The sequence below is a fragment of the Leptospira sp. B5-022 genome (genome assembly GCF_000347035.1).
GTDB classification, from domain to species: Bacteria; Spirochaetota; Leptospiria; order Leptospirales; family Leptospiraceae; genus Leptospira_B; species Leptospira_B cinconiae.
Genome location: NZ_ANIJ01000038.1, coordinates 37823 through 56726, shown reverse-complemented (window position 1 = coordinate 56726; position 18904 = coordinate 37823). Strand labels below are relative to the sequence as shown.

Annotated in this window: 13 protein-coding genes; 10 read left to right on the top strand and 3 right to left on the bottom strand. The window is 42.7% G+C overall.

Translation table 11 applies throughout. The annotated features are described in order from the left end of the window. The first annotated feature begins 11 nt into the window (after window positions 1-11). From LEP1GSC192_RS15580 to LEP1GSC192_RS15570, 3 genes are all read left to right on the top strand, one after another. Window positions 12-1073, top strand: coding sequence for a trans-acting enoyl reductase family protein (locus LEP1GSC192_RS15580; protein WP_036090545.1), 1062 nt, complete (start codon window positions 12-14; stop codon window positions 1071-1073). 78 nt (window positions 1074-1151) lie between these two features. Next, the gene (locus tag LEP1GSC192_RS15575; protein ID WP_020770948.1) at window positions 1152-1808 is read left to right on the top strand and encodes a hypothetical protein; all 657 of its coding nucleotides are present in this window, start codon (window positions 1152-1154) and stop codon (window positions 1806-1808) included. Between the two features lies 1 nt (window position 1809). Next, window positions 1810-2715 (top strand): hypothetical protein, encoded by a 906-nt coding sequence (locus LEP1GSC192_RS15570; RefSeq protein ID WP_020770900.1) that lies wholly within the window; start codon window positions 1810-1812, stop codon window positions 2713-2715. Between the two features lie 245 nt (window positions 2716-2960). On the opposite strand, the gene LEP1GSC192_RS15565 is transcribed toward LEP1GSC192_RS15570, so the two are convergent. Both LEP1GSC192_RS15565 and LEP1GSC192_RS15560 read right to left on the bottom strand, forming a co-directional pair. Then, entirely contained in the window at window positions 2961-3398 is a 438-nt protein-coding gene (locus LEP1GSC192_RS15565; protein ID WP_036090543.1) for a PIN domain-containing protein, read from the bottom strand. Between the two features lie 6 nt (window positions 3399-3404). Next, window positions 3405-3710, bottom strand: a complete 306-nt coding sequence (locus LEP1GSC192_RS15560; RefSeq protein WP_020770918.1) for a type II toxin-antitoxin system Phd/YefM family antitoxin — start codon at window positions 3708-3710, stop codon at window positions 3405-3407. A gap of 383 nt (window positions 3711-4093) precedes the next feature. On the opposite strand from LEP1GSC192_RS15560, the gene LEP1GSC192_RS15555 reads away from it, so the two are divergent. The 7 genes from LEP1GSC192_RS15555 (at window position 4094) to LEP1GSC192_RS15525 (ending at window position 17095) form a co-directional block, all read left to right on the top strand. Beyond that, entirely contained in the window at window positions 4094-5518 is a 1425-nt protein-coding gene (locus LEP1GSC192_RS15555) for a circularly permuted type 2 ATP-grasp protein (RefSeq protein WP_020770929.1), read from the top strand. 84 nt (window positions 5519-5602) lie between these two features. Continuing rightward, window positions 5603-6547, top strand: a complete 945-nt coding sequence (locus tag LEP1GSC192_RS15550) for an alpha-E domain-containing protein (RefSeq protein ID WP_020770913.1) — start codon at window positions 5603-5605, stop codon at window positions 6545-6547. A gap of 2 nt (window positions 6548-6549) precedes the next feature. Beyond that, complete coding sequence (locus LEP1GSC192_RS15545; RefSeq protein WP_020770971.1) at window positions 6550-9837, top strand: DUF2126 domain-containing protein; 3288 nt, start codon at window positions 6550-6552, stop codon at window positions 9835-9837. A 112-nt stretch (window positions 9838-9949) separates the two neighbouring features. Next, entirely contained in the window at window positions 9950-11224 is a 1275-nt protein-coding gene (locus tag LEP1GSC192_RS15540; protein ID WP_020770902.1) for an imelysin family protein, read from the top strand. Further along, window positions 11224-13647: a TonB-dependent receptor domain-containing protein gene (locus tag LEP1GSC192_RS15535; protein ID WP_020770905.1), complete on the top strand. Its 2424-nt coding sequence runs from the start codon at window positions 11224-11226 to the stop codon at window positions 13645-13647. Before LEP1GSC192_RS15540 ends, LEP1GSC192_RS15535 begins: the two co-directional genes overlap by 1 nt. 33 nt (window positions 13648-13680) lie before the next feature. Further along, the gene (locus LEP1GSC192_RS15530; protein WP_020770925.1) at window positions 13681-16197 is read left to right on the top strand and encodes a circularly permuted type 2 ATP-grasp protein; all 2517 of its coding nucleotides are present in this window, start codon (window positions 13681-13683) and stop codon (window positions 16195-16197) included. Continuing rightward, the gene (locus LEP1GSC192_RS15525) at window positions 16190-17095 is read left to right on the top strand and encodes a transglutaminase family protein (protein ID WP_020770914.1); all 906 of its coding nucleotides are present in this window, start codon (window positions 16190-16192) and stop codon (window positions 17093-17095) included. The genes LEP1GSC192_RS15530 and LEP1GSC192_RS15525 overlap by 8 nt, the downstream gene beginning before the upstream one ends. 603 nt (window positions 17096-17698) lie before the next feature. Here the strand turns inward: LEP1GSC192_RS15525 and LEP1GSC192_RS15520 are convergent. After that, window positions 17699-18787: a fatty acid desaturase gene (locus tag LEP1GSC192_RS15520; RefSeq protein ID WP_036090559.1), complete on the bottom strand. Its 1089-nt coding sequence runs from the start codon at window positions 18785-18787 to the stop codon at window positions 17699-17701. Between the last annotated feature and the right edge of the window lie 117 nt (window positions 18788-18904).

Below are 18904 nucleotides of genomic sequence, written 5' to 3'. Positions count from 1 at the left end.
GTTCCTACCGTATGGTAAAATCAAAGTGGATGATTTATGGAGCGAACGGTTACACAGGAGAACTGATCGCAAGAAGAGCGGTGTCCCGAGGTTTAAAACCTGTACTTGCTGGAAGAAACCGAAACAAAATAGAAGAGCTGGCAAACGAACTGCGTTTAGAATATAGAATTTTCGATTTAAATGATCCGAACGAGATCGGCTCCAATATCCAAGGATTCCAACTGGTTCTACATTGTGCGGGGCCCTTCATCCAAACTTCCGTTCCGATGGCAAAGGCATGTATTTCGAAAAAAGTCCATTATTTGGATATTACCGGAGAAATTCCCGTTTACGAATCTCTGCAAACCTTAGGGGAAGAAGCGGAGAAAGCAGGAGTTCTTCTTTTACCCGGTGTAGGTTTTGATATTGTTCCTACCGATTGTCTGGCTGCTTCTCTAAAAAAATCACTTTCAAAACCTAAGTATTTGGAACTTGCATTTGTGGGCTTAAGCGAGGTTTCTCCGGGCACAATGAAAAGTGCACTCGCACAATTGCCTTACGGTTCCAAGATCAGAAAGGACGGAAAAATGGTTGGAGTTCCTCATCTGAGTAGAACTAGAGAAGTAACCGCAGGCGGGAAAACCTATAAAGTGTACGGGATCCCTTGGGGAGATGTATTTACGGCGTATATTTCTACAGGTATCCCGAATATTGATGTGTACACGGATATTCCTTCCGGTCAAGTGAATGTGTTACGCTATTTTAAACCGATTATTTCTTTATTAAAAATTCCTTTCGTATTAAGGGGAGTCCAGGCCTTGGTAGGAAAAACGATCAAAGGCCCTGGAGAAAGGACAAGGACCCTGGTCAAAACGACTGTCTGGGGAGAAGTTCGATCCGAAGATGGAAAAAAATCCACCAAAGTTTTGGAATGTAAAGAAGGTTACGAATTCACAGTGGAATCATCTCTATCAGCGGTTTCCAAGGTTCTTTCCGGAAAAGGGGGAAAAGGATTTAAGACCCCGAGTCTTGCATTCGGTTCCGAATTCGTTTTGGAAATTCCCGGGTCAAAATGGAAAGATATTTCTAATTGAACGGAGGTCCCTTTCTTTCGGTTTGGAATTTATTCTTTACATTCTTCTCCATACTTTTAGATTACAAAGCTATAAACCATGTCTTATTTTCTTAGGTTTGTATTATCTTTTTTTCTAATATTTCTTTGCACTTGTGTTTCCATCAAGGTGCATATTCCTAAAACGCTTTCCGGAGCTCATGAGATCCAAGAACATTGGATGGAGGTGAAATCCGGCGCACCTGATTACGATTCCAAAGATCCGGATTTCGAGGTGGAATTCCCGAGCGAGGATGCCGATCGTTTCGTATATTTCGAAGATGGGTTCACTTCTTGGACCGGTCGGGGAAAAGATTACGCCAATGTGTACGGACCGATCTCGAAACTGATCCGAAAAGAGTTGAACGACCATAAGGAAGAATATCCGGGAAAACATAAGATTGTCATTCAAAAGTTCAGATTAGAATCGGTAGATCATTGCAGTTACAACCAAGTGAATGTCGAGATGGAAGCGGATATCGTTTCTTCCGGAAAAACATGGCATTACCAATATAAGGATGGGATAGAATCCAGAGTTACGGATTGTATGGCCACACTTGCAACCATTCCGATCCTCCTTGGATGGATCATCCACCTTCCATACATAGGGCATCGAGGGAGCAGAGAGGATCAACTCAACCAAATGGGAAGAGTGGCCCTTCTGGATTTTCTGGATGAGATCAAAAAACATTCTCCGAATAAAAAAGGGATTAAGTAAGATGAAACGGAAAATTCTAATATTCTTACTTCTCTGTTCGGTTTTTCAATCCTGCTATTATTCCACCGAAAAAAGATACACCGTCGCTCAACCGTACGATCCGAATGACCAACTGTATTTTGATGAAAAGGATCCGCAATTTGAAGAAGGAGAACCTTATTCAGTATTAGATTTTATAGGAAGTTGGATCTGGATCGAAAGTTTACTCGGAAAACTTATGATCTGGGATCGAAGGATCCAGAATCACAAGATATCCTTTGAAACGAAAAAATATCTGATGGATTATATCCGCGATAATAACCTGAAAGATGTTAAGATACGTTTTAATCAATACGCTCCTTGGGACGATTTAAGGAGGCTTTGGCATTCTAAATCTGTAAATCCACTTTTAAAATGGACCATAGGTGTGTTCGCTTACTTAGTGAATGACGTACTTTTGGTCGGTCGTATTTTTGGCGGCGACCATTATAATCCGTACTCTAATACGATTCATATCTATTCGGATATTCCTGCCGTAGTGATACACGAAGGCGGTCACTCAAAAGATTTTGCCCAAAGAGAATATCGTTCTTTATACGCATTAGGTTATGCCGTCCCGATCCTGGGAGCCTTCTACCCGGAAGCGAGAGCGTCGGATGATGCAATCCGATATTTCAGATATCGTTGTGATAAAACCGAAGAAATGACCGCATATCGCACATTGTATCCGGCTTACGGATCTTACGTGGGGGGCGGTGTATCCGATCTAATTCCAAGTTCTCCTTATGCACTTTTATATACGTATTCCATTCTCGCAGTAGCGGCCAGCACCGGGCATGTCGTCGGTTATGTTCGTGAAAAACAAGTCGAGAAGGAATGGATCCCGAAAGAGTGTATGATTGCAGCAGAGTTGGAGAAGAAGAAGTAGGGGGGCTGAGAACGCGCGTAAGGTTTCCGTCTTGCTAGTCATTTCGGAGTGCTTAGTTGCTGCCCCGTTGACCTTGATTCTGGTCGATGCGTGAATGTCTCAACAAACCCTGTAAAATTTTGCCATTGTATTATCTATGCACATTACACTGGAGGTCAGCTTGCCCTCGACCCAGACCGCATTTAGGCTCCGCCATCACTTACGATGGGCCATAGTGAGTATATACGGTAGTCACCTAACTCTAGTTAGACGAGGTGCGGTTTTAAACCGAATTTTCCAGCAACTTCGTTTACTCTATTATCAAAACTATGAAATACAAAATTTGAAGAATGCATAGCATCTCTTAGAAAGATTGCAGTAGCGACATGAATACCATCTAAAGATCTACAATCGGCAATTTCTTTCTTTAATTCTAGAATGGATTGAATACTCTCATCAATTTTCATTAAATAGCATTCGGAAAGTAGTCCTTTGAGTTGTTTTTCATGTTTAGAGAGCCATTGTGATGAAAGAAATTTCTTTTGATTTTTAAAAAATCGTCTGAGTACGATAGTAGCTTCAATTAGAGTTAAAATTGAACTTACTTTTTCACTAGGAGCATTCCATATTTTTACGGCTTTATCATGAAAATGGTCACCTAAGATTATAGAAAGAATAATACTAGTTTCAATATAGTAGACCATACTAAATTAAAATTTATCTTCCTTTGATTCTTGGTAGATAGCCCACCAATCTACTTGTTTTTTTCCATTCGATTTCAGTTTAGTTAATTTATTGATTAGCGTAGATTTACGTTTTGCTGGAATTAATTTTCCTTCAGAAGTAAGTTTATTTAATACTTCTTGTATCTTATTGTTGGAATTTTCTTTTTCAGGGAATTTTAGTTCAGCTACAACTTTGTTGTGTTCAGTAATCAGAACATTTTCTCCATTTTTAACTAGTTCAATATATTGGCTAAGGTGGGACTTTAGTTCTCGGATTCCAACTGATATCATGAATAAATTGTGACTACTATGACTACTTTCGTCAAGTGATAATAAATCGAAAAATCATTCTACTTTTTTTGCAATTTTCCTTTTCTGCTCATGTATATCTTTACCTCTTTTGGAGCTTAAAAGGTGTCCGGGGTTAGGTGACTAGGCAATACTCGCGTGTCGGGATAATCCCGAAAACCACTCCACATTTGCTATGGCTGATTTATTGGATTTTCGGATCAAAATTGGATTTCTTTCAGAACACTTGGAGTATAATTTTATTAAAATGTTTAGTAATTAGGCATTGATAAATAATCAGTATAAAAAATAAGCGATTAATTTAATTTCTGCTTGTTTATTAGGGGCAAAATTAGTCTCCTTCAGAAAGATGGGGGGAGAATTCTATGCTCCTGACTAATTACCAAACGGATTCCTTTTACGACGAAATGTTCTCTGAAGAGGGAGGGATCCGACAGAGTTATCATATCTTAAAATCCAGGATCGAAGGCATGGATGATAAGGAATTATTGAAGCGAAAAGCTTCCGCAGAGAAGGCGCTTCTTTCCTTAGGCATCACCTTTAATGTTTATGGAGACGAGGAAGAGGAAGAAAGGATTATGCCTTTCGACATCATTCCTCGGATCGTAACTTCTTTCGAATGGAAAAAAATGGAAGAAGGTCTCAAACAAAGGATCCGCGCCTTAAATCTTTTCATCCAAGATATATATGGAGACGAGAAGATCATAAAGGATGGAGTGATCCCTGCCGAGATCGTTTATAGCAGTTCCGGTTATTTAAAAGAATGTAAAGGAATCAAACCTCCGAAAGGAATTTGGATCCATATTACCGGAACCGATCTTGTGAGAGACGGGGATGGGCAGATGTTAGTCCTTGAGGATAATTTACGTTGTCCCTCCGGTGTTTCTTATGTATTAGAAAATCGTGAAGTAATGAAAAAGACCTTCCCGGAACTTTTTGCGAGTCTTTCGGTAAGGCCGATCTACGATTATCCCATCCGACTTCGCGGGATGTTGGAAAATCTTTCCGACAAATCGAATCCGAATATTGGGGTCCTCACTCCGGGAATATATAATTCCGCCTATTACGAACATAGTTTTCTTGCGTCTCGTATGGGAGTTCCTTTGGTGGAAGGTACGGATCTCACGGTAAGAGATGATAAATTGTATATGAGGACCACTAAAGGTTTAAGACAAGTGGATGTTCTATACAGAAGAATAGACGATACATTTATGGATCCTAAAACTTTCCGTAAGGATTCTCTCTTGGGCGTTCCCGGTATATTCGAAGTGTTTAAAAAAGGAAATGTGGCGCTTGCCAACGCTCCCGGCACGGGAGTCGCCGACGATAAGGTGATCTATTCCTATGTTCCTGATTTTATTAAGTATTATCTTGGAGAAGAACCTATTATTCCTAACGTTCCTACGTATTTATGTTCTAGAGAGAAGGACCTGAAATATGTTTGCGAGAATATCGGAAATCTTGTCGTAAAGGCGGCTAACGGAGCAGGCGGATACGGAATGATCATCGGCCCGGTAGCCAGCGAATCGGAAAAAGAGGAATTTGTGGCAAAAGTTAAAGCCGACCCTCGAAATTATATCGCTCAGCCGGTTTTGAGTTTGTCCAGGATCCCGACATTGATCGAAGATAAGTTGGAAGGAAGACATGTGGATCTAAGACCTTTTATCTTATATGGAGAAGAGATCTATGTGATGCCGGGCGGATTGACAAGGGTTGCATTGCGAAGAGGTTCCTTGGTTGTGAATTCTTCCCAAGGTGGCGGCTCGAAAGATACTTGGGTGATGGGTTAATATCAAAAAAAGATCAAGAACTGGCAATCAGGGGATAACCCAAGCGGAACCGAAAAAACATCACAAAACTAGAGAGGTTTCCTAATGCTAAGCCGAGTCGCTGAATCCGTATACTGGATGAATCGTTATATGGAGAGGGCCGAGAATTATTCACGTTTTTTGGATGTGAATTTTCAACTTTCCTTGGATCTAAACGAGGACTCCAATAGGCAATGGATGCCTTTGGTGTATACCACCGGAGACAATGAATTATTTTCTAGAAAGTATAATATTCCAAGTAAAGAAAATGTGATCCACTTCATGAGTTTGGATATAGAAAATCCGAACTCGATCATGAATTGTTTGATCCGTGCCAGAGAGAACGCAAGGACCGTCCGGGAAAATATTTCCACTCCGATGTGGGAAGTGATCAACGAATTTTATCTTACCATCAAATCCAAAAGAAAATTTGAAGAATCCGATATGCCCGGAATTGCGGAATTTTTTAAGGCGATCCGAAACCAATGTTTATTATTCTATGGTTGCCAAGAAGCTACAATCTCTCACGACGAGGTTTGGCATTTCGCTTTACTCGGAAGATTGTTGGAAAGGGCGGATAAAACTACTCGTATCCTGGATATGAAATATTTTATTCTTCTTCCGTCTAGGGAAGAAGTCGGATCCACCTTGGATCTGATCCAGTGGCTTTCTCTTTTGAAATCAGCGAGCGCTCATGAAATGTTCAATCGTATTTACACTAGGATCACACCCAAAAATATAGCGGAGTTTTTGATCTTGGATAAAATTTTCCCGAGAGCGATCCGGTTCTGTCTTTCCAAAACGTTCGACAGTCTTAAAATTTTAAGCGGCACCGAAAGGGACAGTTACGCCGACGAGGCGGAGAAAAGGGTAGGAGTTCTTCTTTCCGAGATGAACTACGCCTCCATCGACGAAATTTTTTCGTCCGGGATGCATGAATATTTAGACCAATTGCAAGTGAGATTGAACGGTATTGCGGCACAATTGGACGAGACCTATTTTAGGAATTGATCATGTCCTTATTAGTCTCTCTCACCCATGAAACTTCTTACGAATACGATAGGCCTGTCGCGTTATCTCCTCATATCATTCGATTGAGGCCGGCTCCTCACTCTAGGACCAGGATCGTTTCTTATTCTCTTTCGGTAGAACCTTCCGAACAATTTTTGAACTGGCAGCAGGATCCTTTCGGAAATTACCAAGCAAGGTTGGTATTTCCGAAAAAGACTGAAAAATTAAAAATACTCGTGGATCTAGTTGCGGAGATCCAAGTCATCAATCCGTTTGATTTTTTCCTGGAACCTGACGCAGAAGAGACTCCGTTTATTTATTCGGATGCATTGAGAAAGGAACTTCTTCCTTACTTGAGCGCTACGGATGGAAGTAATGCACTCGCCAATTATATTTCAAGTTTAAGAAAAGACGGAATTCTAAGACCAAAGCGCACCGTGGACTTTTTGGTGGGTCTCAACCAAAGAGTATATCAGGATGTTTCTTATGTGATCAGAATGGAACCCGGTGTGCAGACTTGCACGGAAACCTTGGAGAGAAGATCCGGTTCTTGTAGGGACTCCGCATTTTTATTGGTCCAGATTCTAAGACATATCGGTCTGGCGTCTAGATTCGTTTCCGGTTATCTGATCCAGCTGAAACCGGATGAAGTTTCGATCCATGGACCTTCTGGTGCTAAGGAAGATTTTACCGACCTTCATGCATGGGCAGAGGTGTTCCTACCGGGGGCCGGCTGGGTGGGGCTGGACCCAACTTCCGGTCTATTTGCGGGAGAAGGTCATATTCCTTTGGCCGCTGTTCCGGAACCGGGAAGCGCATCTCCCGTATTCGGATATTCCGATCCTGCGGAGTCCAAGTTCGGATTCAGGATGGAAGTTAAACGGTTCCAGGAATCTCCTAGGGTTACTAAACCGTATACGGATCCTACTTGGGAGAGAATGTTAAAATTAGGGAAGGATCTGGATGCTAGATGCAAAAAAAATGATATTCGTATTTCTATCGGTGGGGAACCCACTTTTATTTCCGACACTTCCAGGCAGGATCCTCAATGGAATACTCTTGCTATCGGAAAAGAAAAACTAGAGTTAGGTGAAACACTTCTTTCCAGGCTTCGTAAAAAATTTTCGCCCGGTTCTTTGGTCCAGGTTACCCAAGGGAAATGGTATCCTGGAGAGCCTCTTCCTCGTTGGTCATTGAACGTTTTTTGGAGAAAGGACGGGGAGACTTTATGGAAAAATCAAGGATTACTATCTTCTTCCTCCGAGAAAGAAGAACAGGATTTAGACAAGGACTTAAGATCTTCCGAAAAACTAGGGGAAGAAATCTGTAAAACTTTGGGAGTTTCTCCTAAACATATAGTTCCTTTATTCGAGGATGGTTTTTATTATTTATGGAAGGAAGGCCAACTTCCCGAATGGAAGGACCCGAAAGGAGAGGATTTTAATTCGGAGGATTTTTCTTTCGAGGCTTTGGAAAGAAAAAAGGTCCTTTCCTTGGTGGATAGAGACTTCAAGCTGAAAAAAGCGATCGCTATTCCATTACAATTTAATTATGCAAAATCGGAATGGGAAAGTTCCGAATGGGAATACAAAAGAGAAAGATTGTATCTGATCCCGGGAGACAGCCCTGCGGGTTTTAGACTGCCGTTTTCTTCCATCTCGGAAAATTTCAGGCCGAGTGCCGTTCTTACGGATCTATCCAAGGGTAAAAAATTACGCTCCCGCAAGGATCTGGATTCCATTGGACCAAAAAGATCTTCTAAAGAACCTAAATTTTTTCCGAAAGGTAAAGATCTTCCTATCAGAACGACATTAGTGATAGAACCGAGACTTGGTTCTATTCATGTATTTCTACCTCCAGTGGAAGGTTTAGAACCTTGGTTGGATCTGATCTCTTCCTTGGAATTCGCTTCCGAAAAGGCCGGGGTTCAGATCGTCTTGGAAGGTTATGAACCTCCTTCGGATGCAAGGTTATGCCTATTTCGGATAACGCCGGATCCGGGTGTTTTGGAAGTGAATTTACATCCTTCTTCTAATTTCCAGGAGCTGGAAGAAAAGACTCGCATCTTATATGAAGAAGCGAAGGAAGTAGGTTTAAGCGCGGAAAAATTCCTGGTCGATGGAAGACATACCGGAACGGGGGGAGGCAATCATATCACAGTGGGCGCTATGTCCCCGGAAGACAGCCCTTTTCTCCGAAGACCGGACCTTCTTCGCAGTTTGGTGAGCTATTGGCAGCATCATCCTTCTCTTTCTTATCTTTTTTCAGGATTGTTTATCGGTCCTACATCCCAGGCTCCACGATTGGACGAGGGTAGGGACGAAATATTATACGAATATGAATTAGCTTCTTCTCAATTAGATAAATTTAAAGAACCGAAGCCTTGGCTGGTGGACCGGCTTTTCCGGAATTTGCTGGTGGATCTAACCGGGAATACTCATAGAGCAGAGATCTCAATCGATAAATTGTATCCACCTTCGGGGCCGCGATTGGGCCTTGTGGAGTTACGGGGATTCGAGATGCCTCCTCATTACAAGATGAGCGTTGTGCAACAACTCCTGGTTTTATCCTTACTCTGTAGATTTTGGGAAAAACCTTATGTGCAATCCCCTATTCACTGGGGAACGGAACTGCATGATCGTTTTCTCCTTCCTCATTTTGTTTGGAACGATTTTAAGGACGTTTTGAGAGATTTAAAAGAGCATGGATTTAGATTCCAAGAAGAGGAGTTCCTTCCTTTTTTCGAATTCCGTTTTCCCGTGTATGGTAAAACCCAAAGAGAAGAAGTATTTTTGGAACTTAGGATGGCATTGGAACCTTGGAATGTTTTAGGAGAAGAATCTTCTTCTTTTGGGACTTCTCGTTCCGTGGACTCGGCATTAGAAAGATTACAAGTAAAGGTGGAAGGTTGGAGTGATCGTTATCTTCTCAGTTGTAACGGTTACGAGGTCCCCCTAAAAGGAACAGGCAGAAAGGGAGAAGGAGTTTCCGGAATTCGTTTCAAAGCATGGAATCCCATATTCACTTTGCATCCGAATCTTCCCGTTCATACTCCCTTGGTGTTTGACGTTTGGGATACCTGGTCTTCTCGACCTTTAGGCGGTTGTCGTTATTATGTTTCTCATCCGGGCGGAAGAGCTTACGATACGTTCCCGGTGAATTCGTATGAAGCGGAGTCGCGTAGGATCTCCAGATTTTTAGCGGATGGTCATTCTGCTTTAGATGGTTCTGCACCGAAACGACTGAAGAATACGAACGGGTATACAATGGATCTTCGCTGGATCGAATAAGATAAGATATATCAATTCCGGTTTGTGAGAACAAATCTCAAAAAACAGTTGCCGCCAGTCCTGGGGAATTAATTCTGATTCTCAAGACAAAGAGCCCAGTTTCGAGGGGACTATGCGACAAAATTCTAGTAAAAGCGAACAATTCGGCAGGTTTTTCCGGACGAAAAACCTGATCCTTAGGCTATGGATCTTTCTAAGTATCTCGGTACTTTCTATTCTTATTTCTTGTTCTCATAAAAACTCCGCATCCACTGCAGCGAATACGAATGGATATTTCTATCAGATGTTCAATTCATTCGATCCTAGATCTCTTTTGCAGAATTTAGGAAATAATATCATTCCTCCACTTTTTGTAAATTTAGAAGCGAGTAGATTGGCGCTTGTAAATGCAACGAATGATCTTTGCGCTTCCGATTCTTTAGATTCCGCGCAGGCCGCTTGGATCGCACATAAATCCGATCTGAAAAAAGTGGAACCGTTCCGTTTCGGGACTACTCTTGCTTACTTTTCTAGGATGGATCCTTTTCTGATCAATTATCTAATGGAATCTTCGCCTAACACGACTGAGTTGGATGATTTGGATACGTTTACTGTCGGAGATCTTTCTGATGCACAGCAAGCCATTGGTCAGATGAAAAATAAGGCCAAAGGTATCAGTGCGATCGAATATATTCTTTTTAGCAGAGCCGGAGTGAACAGGGGGACGGAGCCAAATTGTTCCGATTTTCCTTCCGCTCCGAATGGAAGAGCTGCACTCTTAAGAGCCTTAGTTTTAGAATATAGCGGGCATGTACAGAATGTGACGGCTGCCTGGGACGAGAACGGTTCCAATCCCCTTGGAACACAGCTTGCGACTGCAGGTAGCGGAACTTCCAGCGCCTTTCCCAGTTCGGGAGCTGCGTTAGACGCTGTTTTTGCAGGAGCAGTCCAACTTCTTACAACTATGAAAGATGGAAAACTGGAAATTCCTGCCGGACTTTCCGGCGGAGGAAACGGTTCTTCTTCCAAGCCGGATCGGGCAGAGTCCAGATTTTCGGGGCAATCTTTCCAGAATTTGATAGATAATTTAAGCATTTTTAAAGCGATCTATACTGGGAACGGAACGGGTGCGGGACTTGGAGATTATGTAAAGTTCTATAGTCCTAAATTGGATGAGGAAATTAAGGAAGAGATCGCGGAATTAGAAGAACATCTGGGGGATATAACTCCTTCCCTCTCTCCTTCCGATCCATCCGGCGCTTGGGGAAGTTCTAATACCGCGAATTTTATCGCGATCAAAGCCTGTATCAAAGAATTAGATGAACTATTAATAATTTTGAATACTGAATTAGCCGCATTAACAGGCTCGAGTCCGGTTTCCGGTGGACCAGGAGGGGACGGAGATTAATGTTAATAAAACGATTCCGTTCTTTTCTTATTTTATGTATTTTCATTTTTTCTAATTCTCTCCTTTTCTCCCAGCCGAGCGGAAATGCCGGAACGAACGAACCTTACCCTTCGGAGCTCGAAAAAGAGGAAGGTCCCAAAAAAGAAACATCCAAACAAGAGGAGACTCTTGCGGAAAAAAAAAGGAGATTTTTGGAAAGCGGTCAGATCAATGTGATCGGTTCGAAGGACGATGATATCAAAAAAATCCCGGGTTCTGCGAATGTGATCGGTAAAAAGATATTAAAAGAAACAAATCCGGTCGATTCAATGGAAGCCCTACGCAGGGTTCCGGGCGCTACCATCCGCTACCAAGATGCAGCGGGTCTTACTCCGAATATCGCGTTCAGGGGAGTGAGTAACGAGGAATCTAGAAAAACTCTTATCTTAGAGGACGGAGTATTTACTTCATTAAGTCCTTATGGGCAACCTGAAAGTTATTTTGTTCCTCATATTGATCGAATGGAAAGAGTAGAAGTTGTGAAAGGTTCCGGCTCTATTCTTTTTGGACCGACCACTTTAGGCGGTATCGTCAATTATGTGACCCGTAAACCTCCGGAAAAACCTACGTTTAGTGCCAAAGTGATCGGTGGAACAAACGGTTATGCGTCTAGTCTTTTGCAGTACGGTGGGACCAACCAAACTACGAATACAGGTTACGATATTTCGTATATGCGTAACCAAGGGAACGGTTTTCGGGATTACCAAGGTTTTAAAGTAAACGATCTGAACTTGAAGTTGATCCAGAAGTTAGGAGAGAAGGATTCCATTTTTCTAAAATACCAATCCTATCAGCAAGAGGCGCAATCCACTTATTTGGGACTGACCCAAGGTTTGTATTGGAAAAACCCTAGGATCAATCCCGCTCGTTACGACCAAAAGTCGATCGAAAGGCAAGCTGCGGTTATCGGTCACGATCATACGTTTAATGAAAATTGGAAAATGATCACAAGAGCGTATTGGAGCAATGTGGGTTTCTTGTTTCGTCAGCAATCCTATTCTTATAATAATATGACCGAATTCGGTTTTCCTGCAAGACCACCCGAGAATGCGTTCGGTGTGTATGCGCCCGATATTATTGGGAACCAGCCCGGAGACGTGATTTACATGTTAAATTCCACTCCGAATAGACATTCTTTCTTTAAGACGGGAGGTCTGGAGACTAAAATAGAAGGTAAATTTAATACGTTCGGTTTAGACCATGAGATCGCTTTCGGTGCGAGAATGCATTACGAATCCGTAAATGCTGCAAATAACGTATTTCCTTATCCCACTCTTACAAAAGGGGTTACCACACAAAGGCAAAATCGGAATGCAAGAGCTTATGCTTTGTATGTACAAGATTCTATTAAGGTCACCGACAAGTTCAAGGTGATCCCCGGAGTTCGTTACGAACATATCTTCCAAGGTGTATATACTCATCGGAGACTTGCAACTGCGGATGATGTGACCAAGGGATATGCGAATACTGTGGGCCAATCCATTTTAGTGAATGATGCAAACGAGACTTATACAAAGGTGGTTCTTCCCGGAATCGGTCTCACATTCGATATTACGGAGAGATTTATTTGGTTTGCGGGAGCTCACACAGCGTTTTCTCCGCCTACATTCTCTACGGTACAAAACCCCGCATTAGGTTTAGGTTATAAACTCAGTGCCGAAAGATCCAATAACTACGAAACAGGTTTTAGGGGAAACATCACCCGTTACTTCTATACTCAGATCAGCACGTATGCATTATATTTTTCGAATCAAATCGTAAATACGAATGAAGCGGGCTCCGGACTCGGGGCCGTCCCGGTTAATGCGGGGAGATCCGTAAACAGGGGTGTGGAAAGTAACTTCGTTTTTGACTTCGGGAAATTCGCCGAGTCGAGATGGGAAATTCCTCTTGAATTTACTTATTCTTATACGAAGGCAATCTCAACCACTTACGTTCCTGTAGGAACAGTGCAGAATGCGGATGGTACTGTGAGTATCACTAACCAACCGCTGTATGAGATCAATTCGACAGGAAATTTGATCAAGGTGAACACGAACGGGAATTATCTGCCATACGTTCCTATGAATGTTTTTATAGGAGCAATCGGAGTCAAAAACCCTTCCGGATTTTACGCAAGAGTGGAATACCAATATTTTGATAAACAATATTCCGATCTCCAGAATACGAAAAACCAAAGTACGGACGGGAGCCAAGGGGTGGTTCCGGCATACGGGATTTGGAATGCTGATTTCGGATACGAAGCTCCCGGAGGAAGATGGTCCGTTTTCGTAAACGGAAAAAATTTAGAAGATCGAGTGTATATTTCCGGAAGACTTCCAGTGGGGATCCAACAAGGGCCATATAGACAAATCAATATCGGAGCTACTTTAAAGCTGGATTAAAATCCGACGGGGGGTGAAAATGTCTCTCGGAAGATGAATCAGAGAACTTCCCAAGCAGCAAATCTTCTTTCCGGATATACACCTGCTCCTGGAGTCTATGACGAGCTATGCCTCCCCGACGGCAAGTCCAGGGAAAAATACGAATTCTTAATTCGCAGTCTGAATCATTTGGGCGGAGCCGAATTAAGGAGACGCAAAGAAGATAGCCTTCGTATCCTGAAGGAAAGCGGAGTAACGTATAATGTTTACGGGGACGAGAGAGAAAGGGTTTGGGGATTGGATCTTTTTCCTCTTCTCATGGATAGCAAAGAATGGGATGGTATCGAAAGAGGTCTTGCCCAAAGATCCGAACTACTTAATGAAATTCTAAAGGATGTCTACGGTCCTAAAAGATCCTTATACGAAAAAAAAATTCCTCATGAGGTTTTGTTCCAATCCGGAGGTTTTTTAAGAGCATGCGCTCCGGTTTATGATTTTACCAATTTCCGTTTGGCATTTTTGGCAACGGATATCAGTAGGGACAACCAAGGGAATTTTTATGTGATAGGAGATCGGGTCCAGGCTCCTTCCGGTTCGGGATACGCTTTGGAAAATAGGATCGTTCTTTCCCGTATTTTTCCTTCTTTATATCGCGATTCTCAAGTCCATAGAGTCGCTTTATATTTCAGAGCATTAAGAAAAACTTTAAATTCATTTTCTCCGAATCGAGATCGAGAACCGCTTACCATTCTTCTAACGCCAGGCCCCGGGAACGAAACCTATTTCGAACATGCATATCTTGCCGGTTATCTCGGTTATATTTTGGCTCAAGCCGAGGACCTGACAGTAAGGGACAATAAGGTATTTTTGAAAACGATAGAGGGTCTGCAGCAGGTGGATGTGATCTTTCGTCGGGTGGATGACTGGTACATGGATCCCCTAGAATTAAAGGGAGATTCTCTTTTGGGAGTTCCCGGTATTTTGGGTGCGGTTCGAGCGGGGAATGTCATGGTTGCCAATCCTATCGGTTCCGGGTTTCTGGAGAATCGGGCCATCCACGCATATCTTCCAAACTTATGTAAATTTTATTTGGGAGAAGATCTAATCCTTCCGAATGTTTCTACTCTTTGGATGGGGGATGAAAATTCCCGGAATGAAGTATTCTCCAATCCTCATAAGTATACGATCAAACCGGCGATCCGTTCTCCTTTGGATTCTTCTGCTTTCCTTTCCACACTTAAGGAAAAAGAAATGTCGGAATTGAGGGCCAGGGTGGAAGCAAGGCCGGAACGTTATGTGGCCCAGGAAATACTCGCCGGTTCCACTTGCCCAATTTTTTCAGGAGATTCCGAGGAACTTCTGATAGGTAAGTCTGTTTTGAGGACTTTTACCTGTCTTTCCGAGAACGGATACACTTCTATGCCCGGAGGACTTGTGAGAGTCTCTCCCAAAGCGGACGAACTGATCATTACTAACCAAAGAGGAGCCATTTCCAAAGATCTTTGGATCTTAGCATCCGAAGAGAAGAAGGAATTCAGTCTTCTTCCCGGACAGATCGGAAGAATACCGATCAAAAGAAAAGGTTCCGGTATACCGAGCAGGGTCGCAGACAATATGTTCTGGATGGGACGTTATGCGGAACGTGCGGAAAATATGACGAGGCTCCTAAGAGAAACGGTACACAAGATTCTGGAAGCGGAAGAATCCTATGAGAAGGAACAGTTCTCCATGTTGCTCGGTATTCTGGACCAACTTTCGGGATATAGTCTTGGATTTTTCGAAACAAACGGATTGGATTCTTTGGATACTATTCGGGAGAAAATATTCCAATTGGCGACTTCTCCTTATGCTTCCGGAAGTATCCGCCACGATCTGAACTTTTTTGTCGGAACCACTAAGGCGGTCCGGGATAGGATCTCAGACGATACACGTTATTTGATCTCCAGGTTGGAATCCGAAGCTCCCGGAAATTCGAGTTACGATGAAGTATTGGAATACCTGCAAAAACTTGTGAATCTGTTCGCTTCTCTTTCCGGACTTGCGAATGAAAGTATGAGTCGTGAAACTGGATACTTCTTCCTGGATATGGGAAAAAGATTGGAGAGAGCACAGTTCTTAGTTAGACTTATACTTTCTACGATGGAAAGAGCTTCCTTGTATAATAAAAGTATGTTCGAAAGTCTTTTGAATGTGAACGATATACGGATCACTTATAGAAGACGTTATAAGTATAGAATAGAAGCGGAATCGGTCGTGGATATTCTGATCTTCGACGAAAGTAACCCGCGTTCGCTTGCGTTCCAATTGGAAAGATTGAGAGAGAATACATTATTCTCTTCTTCTGGAAAGGACGAAGAAATTTCCGAAGAGATCCAAAGACTCAGGGATGTTCTCGTCAGATTCGGTGAAGAGGATGCAAAACGTATTTTCGAGTATGCGGATCCTGCAGGAGGGCTTCGCAGATGGCTGGAAGATATCCTTACGCAATTGAAATCGGTCTCCGACGCAGTCGCTACGAAATACTTCCGATATGTGGAAAACCAAGTCAGATTGGGGGGACCTTATGGCTGAGTATTCCGTTCGACACCTTACCCATTATACTTATGAGAAGGAAGTTTCTCACTGTTTAAATCTGGCGCATCTTTGTCCTACATCCAATGAGAGACAGATTTGCAGAGAGTTTCGGATAGAAATATTTCCTAAACCTAAATATACGGAATTCAGAACGGATTACTTCGGGAATACCGTATATTCTTTCGCTGTGGAAACTCCACATAATATTTTATCCGTAACTGCTGAGGCGAAAGTTTTTACTTCCGAGCCGGAAAAGAAAAAAGATCGTATCGGGATCTCGGCCTTTGAAATATTACAAAAATTGAAAACCGTTACCGAAAAGGAAGATCTGGAAGCAATGGAATTCGTAGGAGATTCTTCCTTTGTGAGTCGTAATGTTTCTTATAAGAATTTTTTGGAAAAATATCTGCCAATGGACCGTCCCTATCAGGAAGCCGTTTTGGAATATGTAAAACGATTCAGAGAAGATTTTAATTTTAAGGCAGGCAGCACGAATATTTATACACCTTTGGACGAAGTTTTAGAAAAAAAAGAAGGAGTTTGCCAAGACTTCACTCATCTTTCCGTAGCTGCTTTTCGTTCTATGGGTCTGCCTTGCAAATATGTATCCGGTTACATAGAAACGTATCCTCCTCCGGGAAAACCTAAGTTGAGGGGAAGTGATGCAACCCATGCTTGGATCTCCGTGTATTGCCCTGGCGAAGGTTGGTTCGATTTTGATCCTACAAACGGAAAGGCGATCACAGGCGAGTATATTCACACTTCTGTGGGTCGGGATTTTTCCGATGTTTCTCCTTTGAAAGGGATCTTATTCGGAGGTGGGAAACATAAATTGAAAGTAGAAGTGGATGTGTCTCAATTAGGAGATCCTAACGGGGGCGGAAATCATTTCTGACCTGCAGAAATAGAATGTCACAAATAGAGTTTTTTCTCTTCACTACACTCTACAAACCCGAGACAAGGTTAACAAAATAGATCAGTTACAAATGGTTGGATCACTTCCGTAACGTTCTTTCCGTTGGGCGGCTCCTTCGGACCAGGCTGCTACGGGTTCGCGCATTCGCGCTCATCCGGTAAACCGGACTTACGCCCTTCGCATCCTTGCCGCGGATGTAAAACCTCTGTGATCTCTGCGCGAACCGAAAATGTACAAACAAGTTTCGCACAGAGTTCACGGAGCACACAAAGTATTACACGCAAAGCTGCTAAAGAAAAAAAATGATAAGAAAGATAATGAACATGAATTAGTAAAGCGACAGAGATCGTAGCGTAAATCCGGCGATGCACCATGGCGAATAACACAAGTTACTAAATTAAAAAAGGGTAATGGTGCTTCGCTGATTGGAGCGTAGAGCTCGGTCCTGACGAAGTCAGGAGTCGCCCCCCGGAGTCGAAAAGAATATAATGTAGGAGTTCCAAAAAAGCCGGATGGCGGTGGAGTGTAATACGAAAAAAGCCCTCCCGAAGGAGGGCAATGGATCAGGTACTGGGAATAATATCAAACCGGCGCTAGGTCTCCGGAAACGAATCTTTTCCAAGTGTTCAATGCCACTTTGAAATCGGACTTAGCTTCCTTTACGGCCTTTTTGCCGACTTCTTCTTTCACGGATCTCAAATTGATAAGTTTGGCTTGCGTTTCCTGAACGGAATTACGCAGAGCCTCTAATCTTTCTTCGAATCCTTGGCTTAAGGTTTCGGACTTGGATTCCAGTTTTTCACGTAAAGCCTTCTCTTCCATCACCATCTTTTTGCGAAGGATCTGTTCGTCGGAGATGGTCTTTCTATCGCTAGCCAAACCGAAAAATGCGAACGTATCGATGAGCCATTTGGTAGGATCGTAATCGTACCAACGAATACCGTTTCGGTAATCGGCTTGGAACTCATGGTGGAAGTTATGATATCCTTCTCCAAAAGTGAATAAAGCGATAATCCAATTGTCCTTGGCAGTATGTTTGTCGGAGAAAGGTTGAGCACCTTTGTAGTGAGCCAAGGAGTTGATGAAGAATGTCATGTGGTGGTTGATCGCAATTCTTAAAGATCCCGCCAATAACAGTCCGCCTAATGCATCTCCCCAAAGAGCACAAAGAAGAGTGGGGAAAAGAAATCCCATAAAGATTGCGATCGGATAATAATGATCGTCTTGGAATTTCACCCATTTGTCTTCGTAAAGATCGTTTACGTTAACTGGGGTTCTGTGATCTCGATTCTCGAATAACCAAAGAATATGAGCATACCAGAAACCTTTTGTGATCGCATAAGGATCTTCTTCCTTGTCTACGTATCTGTGGTGTATCCTGTGATCGGAACTCCATTCGATCACGGATTGTTGGAACGCAGCCGCTCCGAAAAGAATATAAAAAAGTTTTACCGGCAGAGAAGCTTTATAAGCTCTATGCGAAAACAGACGGTGGTATCCCCCGGTGATTGCAAGCCCGGTTGCTGCCGTCATAAATAGATACACAAGCCATGTGTTTAAAGGAATGCCTCTGGTAAATAATAAGGCACCCGTCCCGATAACTCCGATGATCGGAGTCGCAAATAAGAAGATTGTGGTCTTCAACGCGTATTTCTTTTTCGTTTGTTCCATGTCGGTTTTTCCCGTCTTGGTTTTTCTGATAAGAGCGGAATCGGTGGTCCAGGTTGCGAAAAAATTCGGAAATTTAGAATTTTTCCCTTCGGCTCCAATGCGGCTCAAAAATCTGTT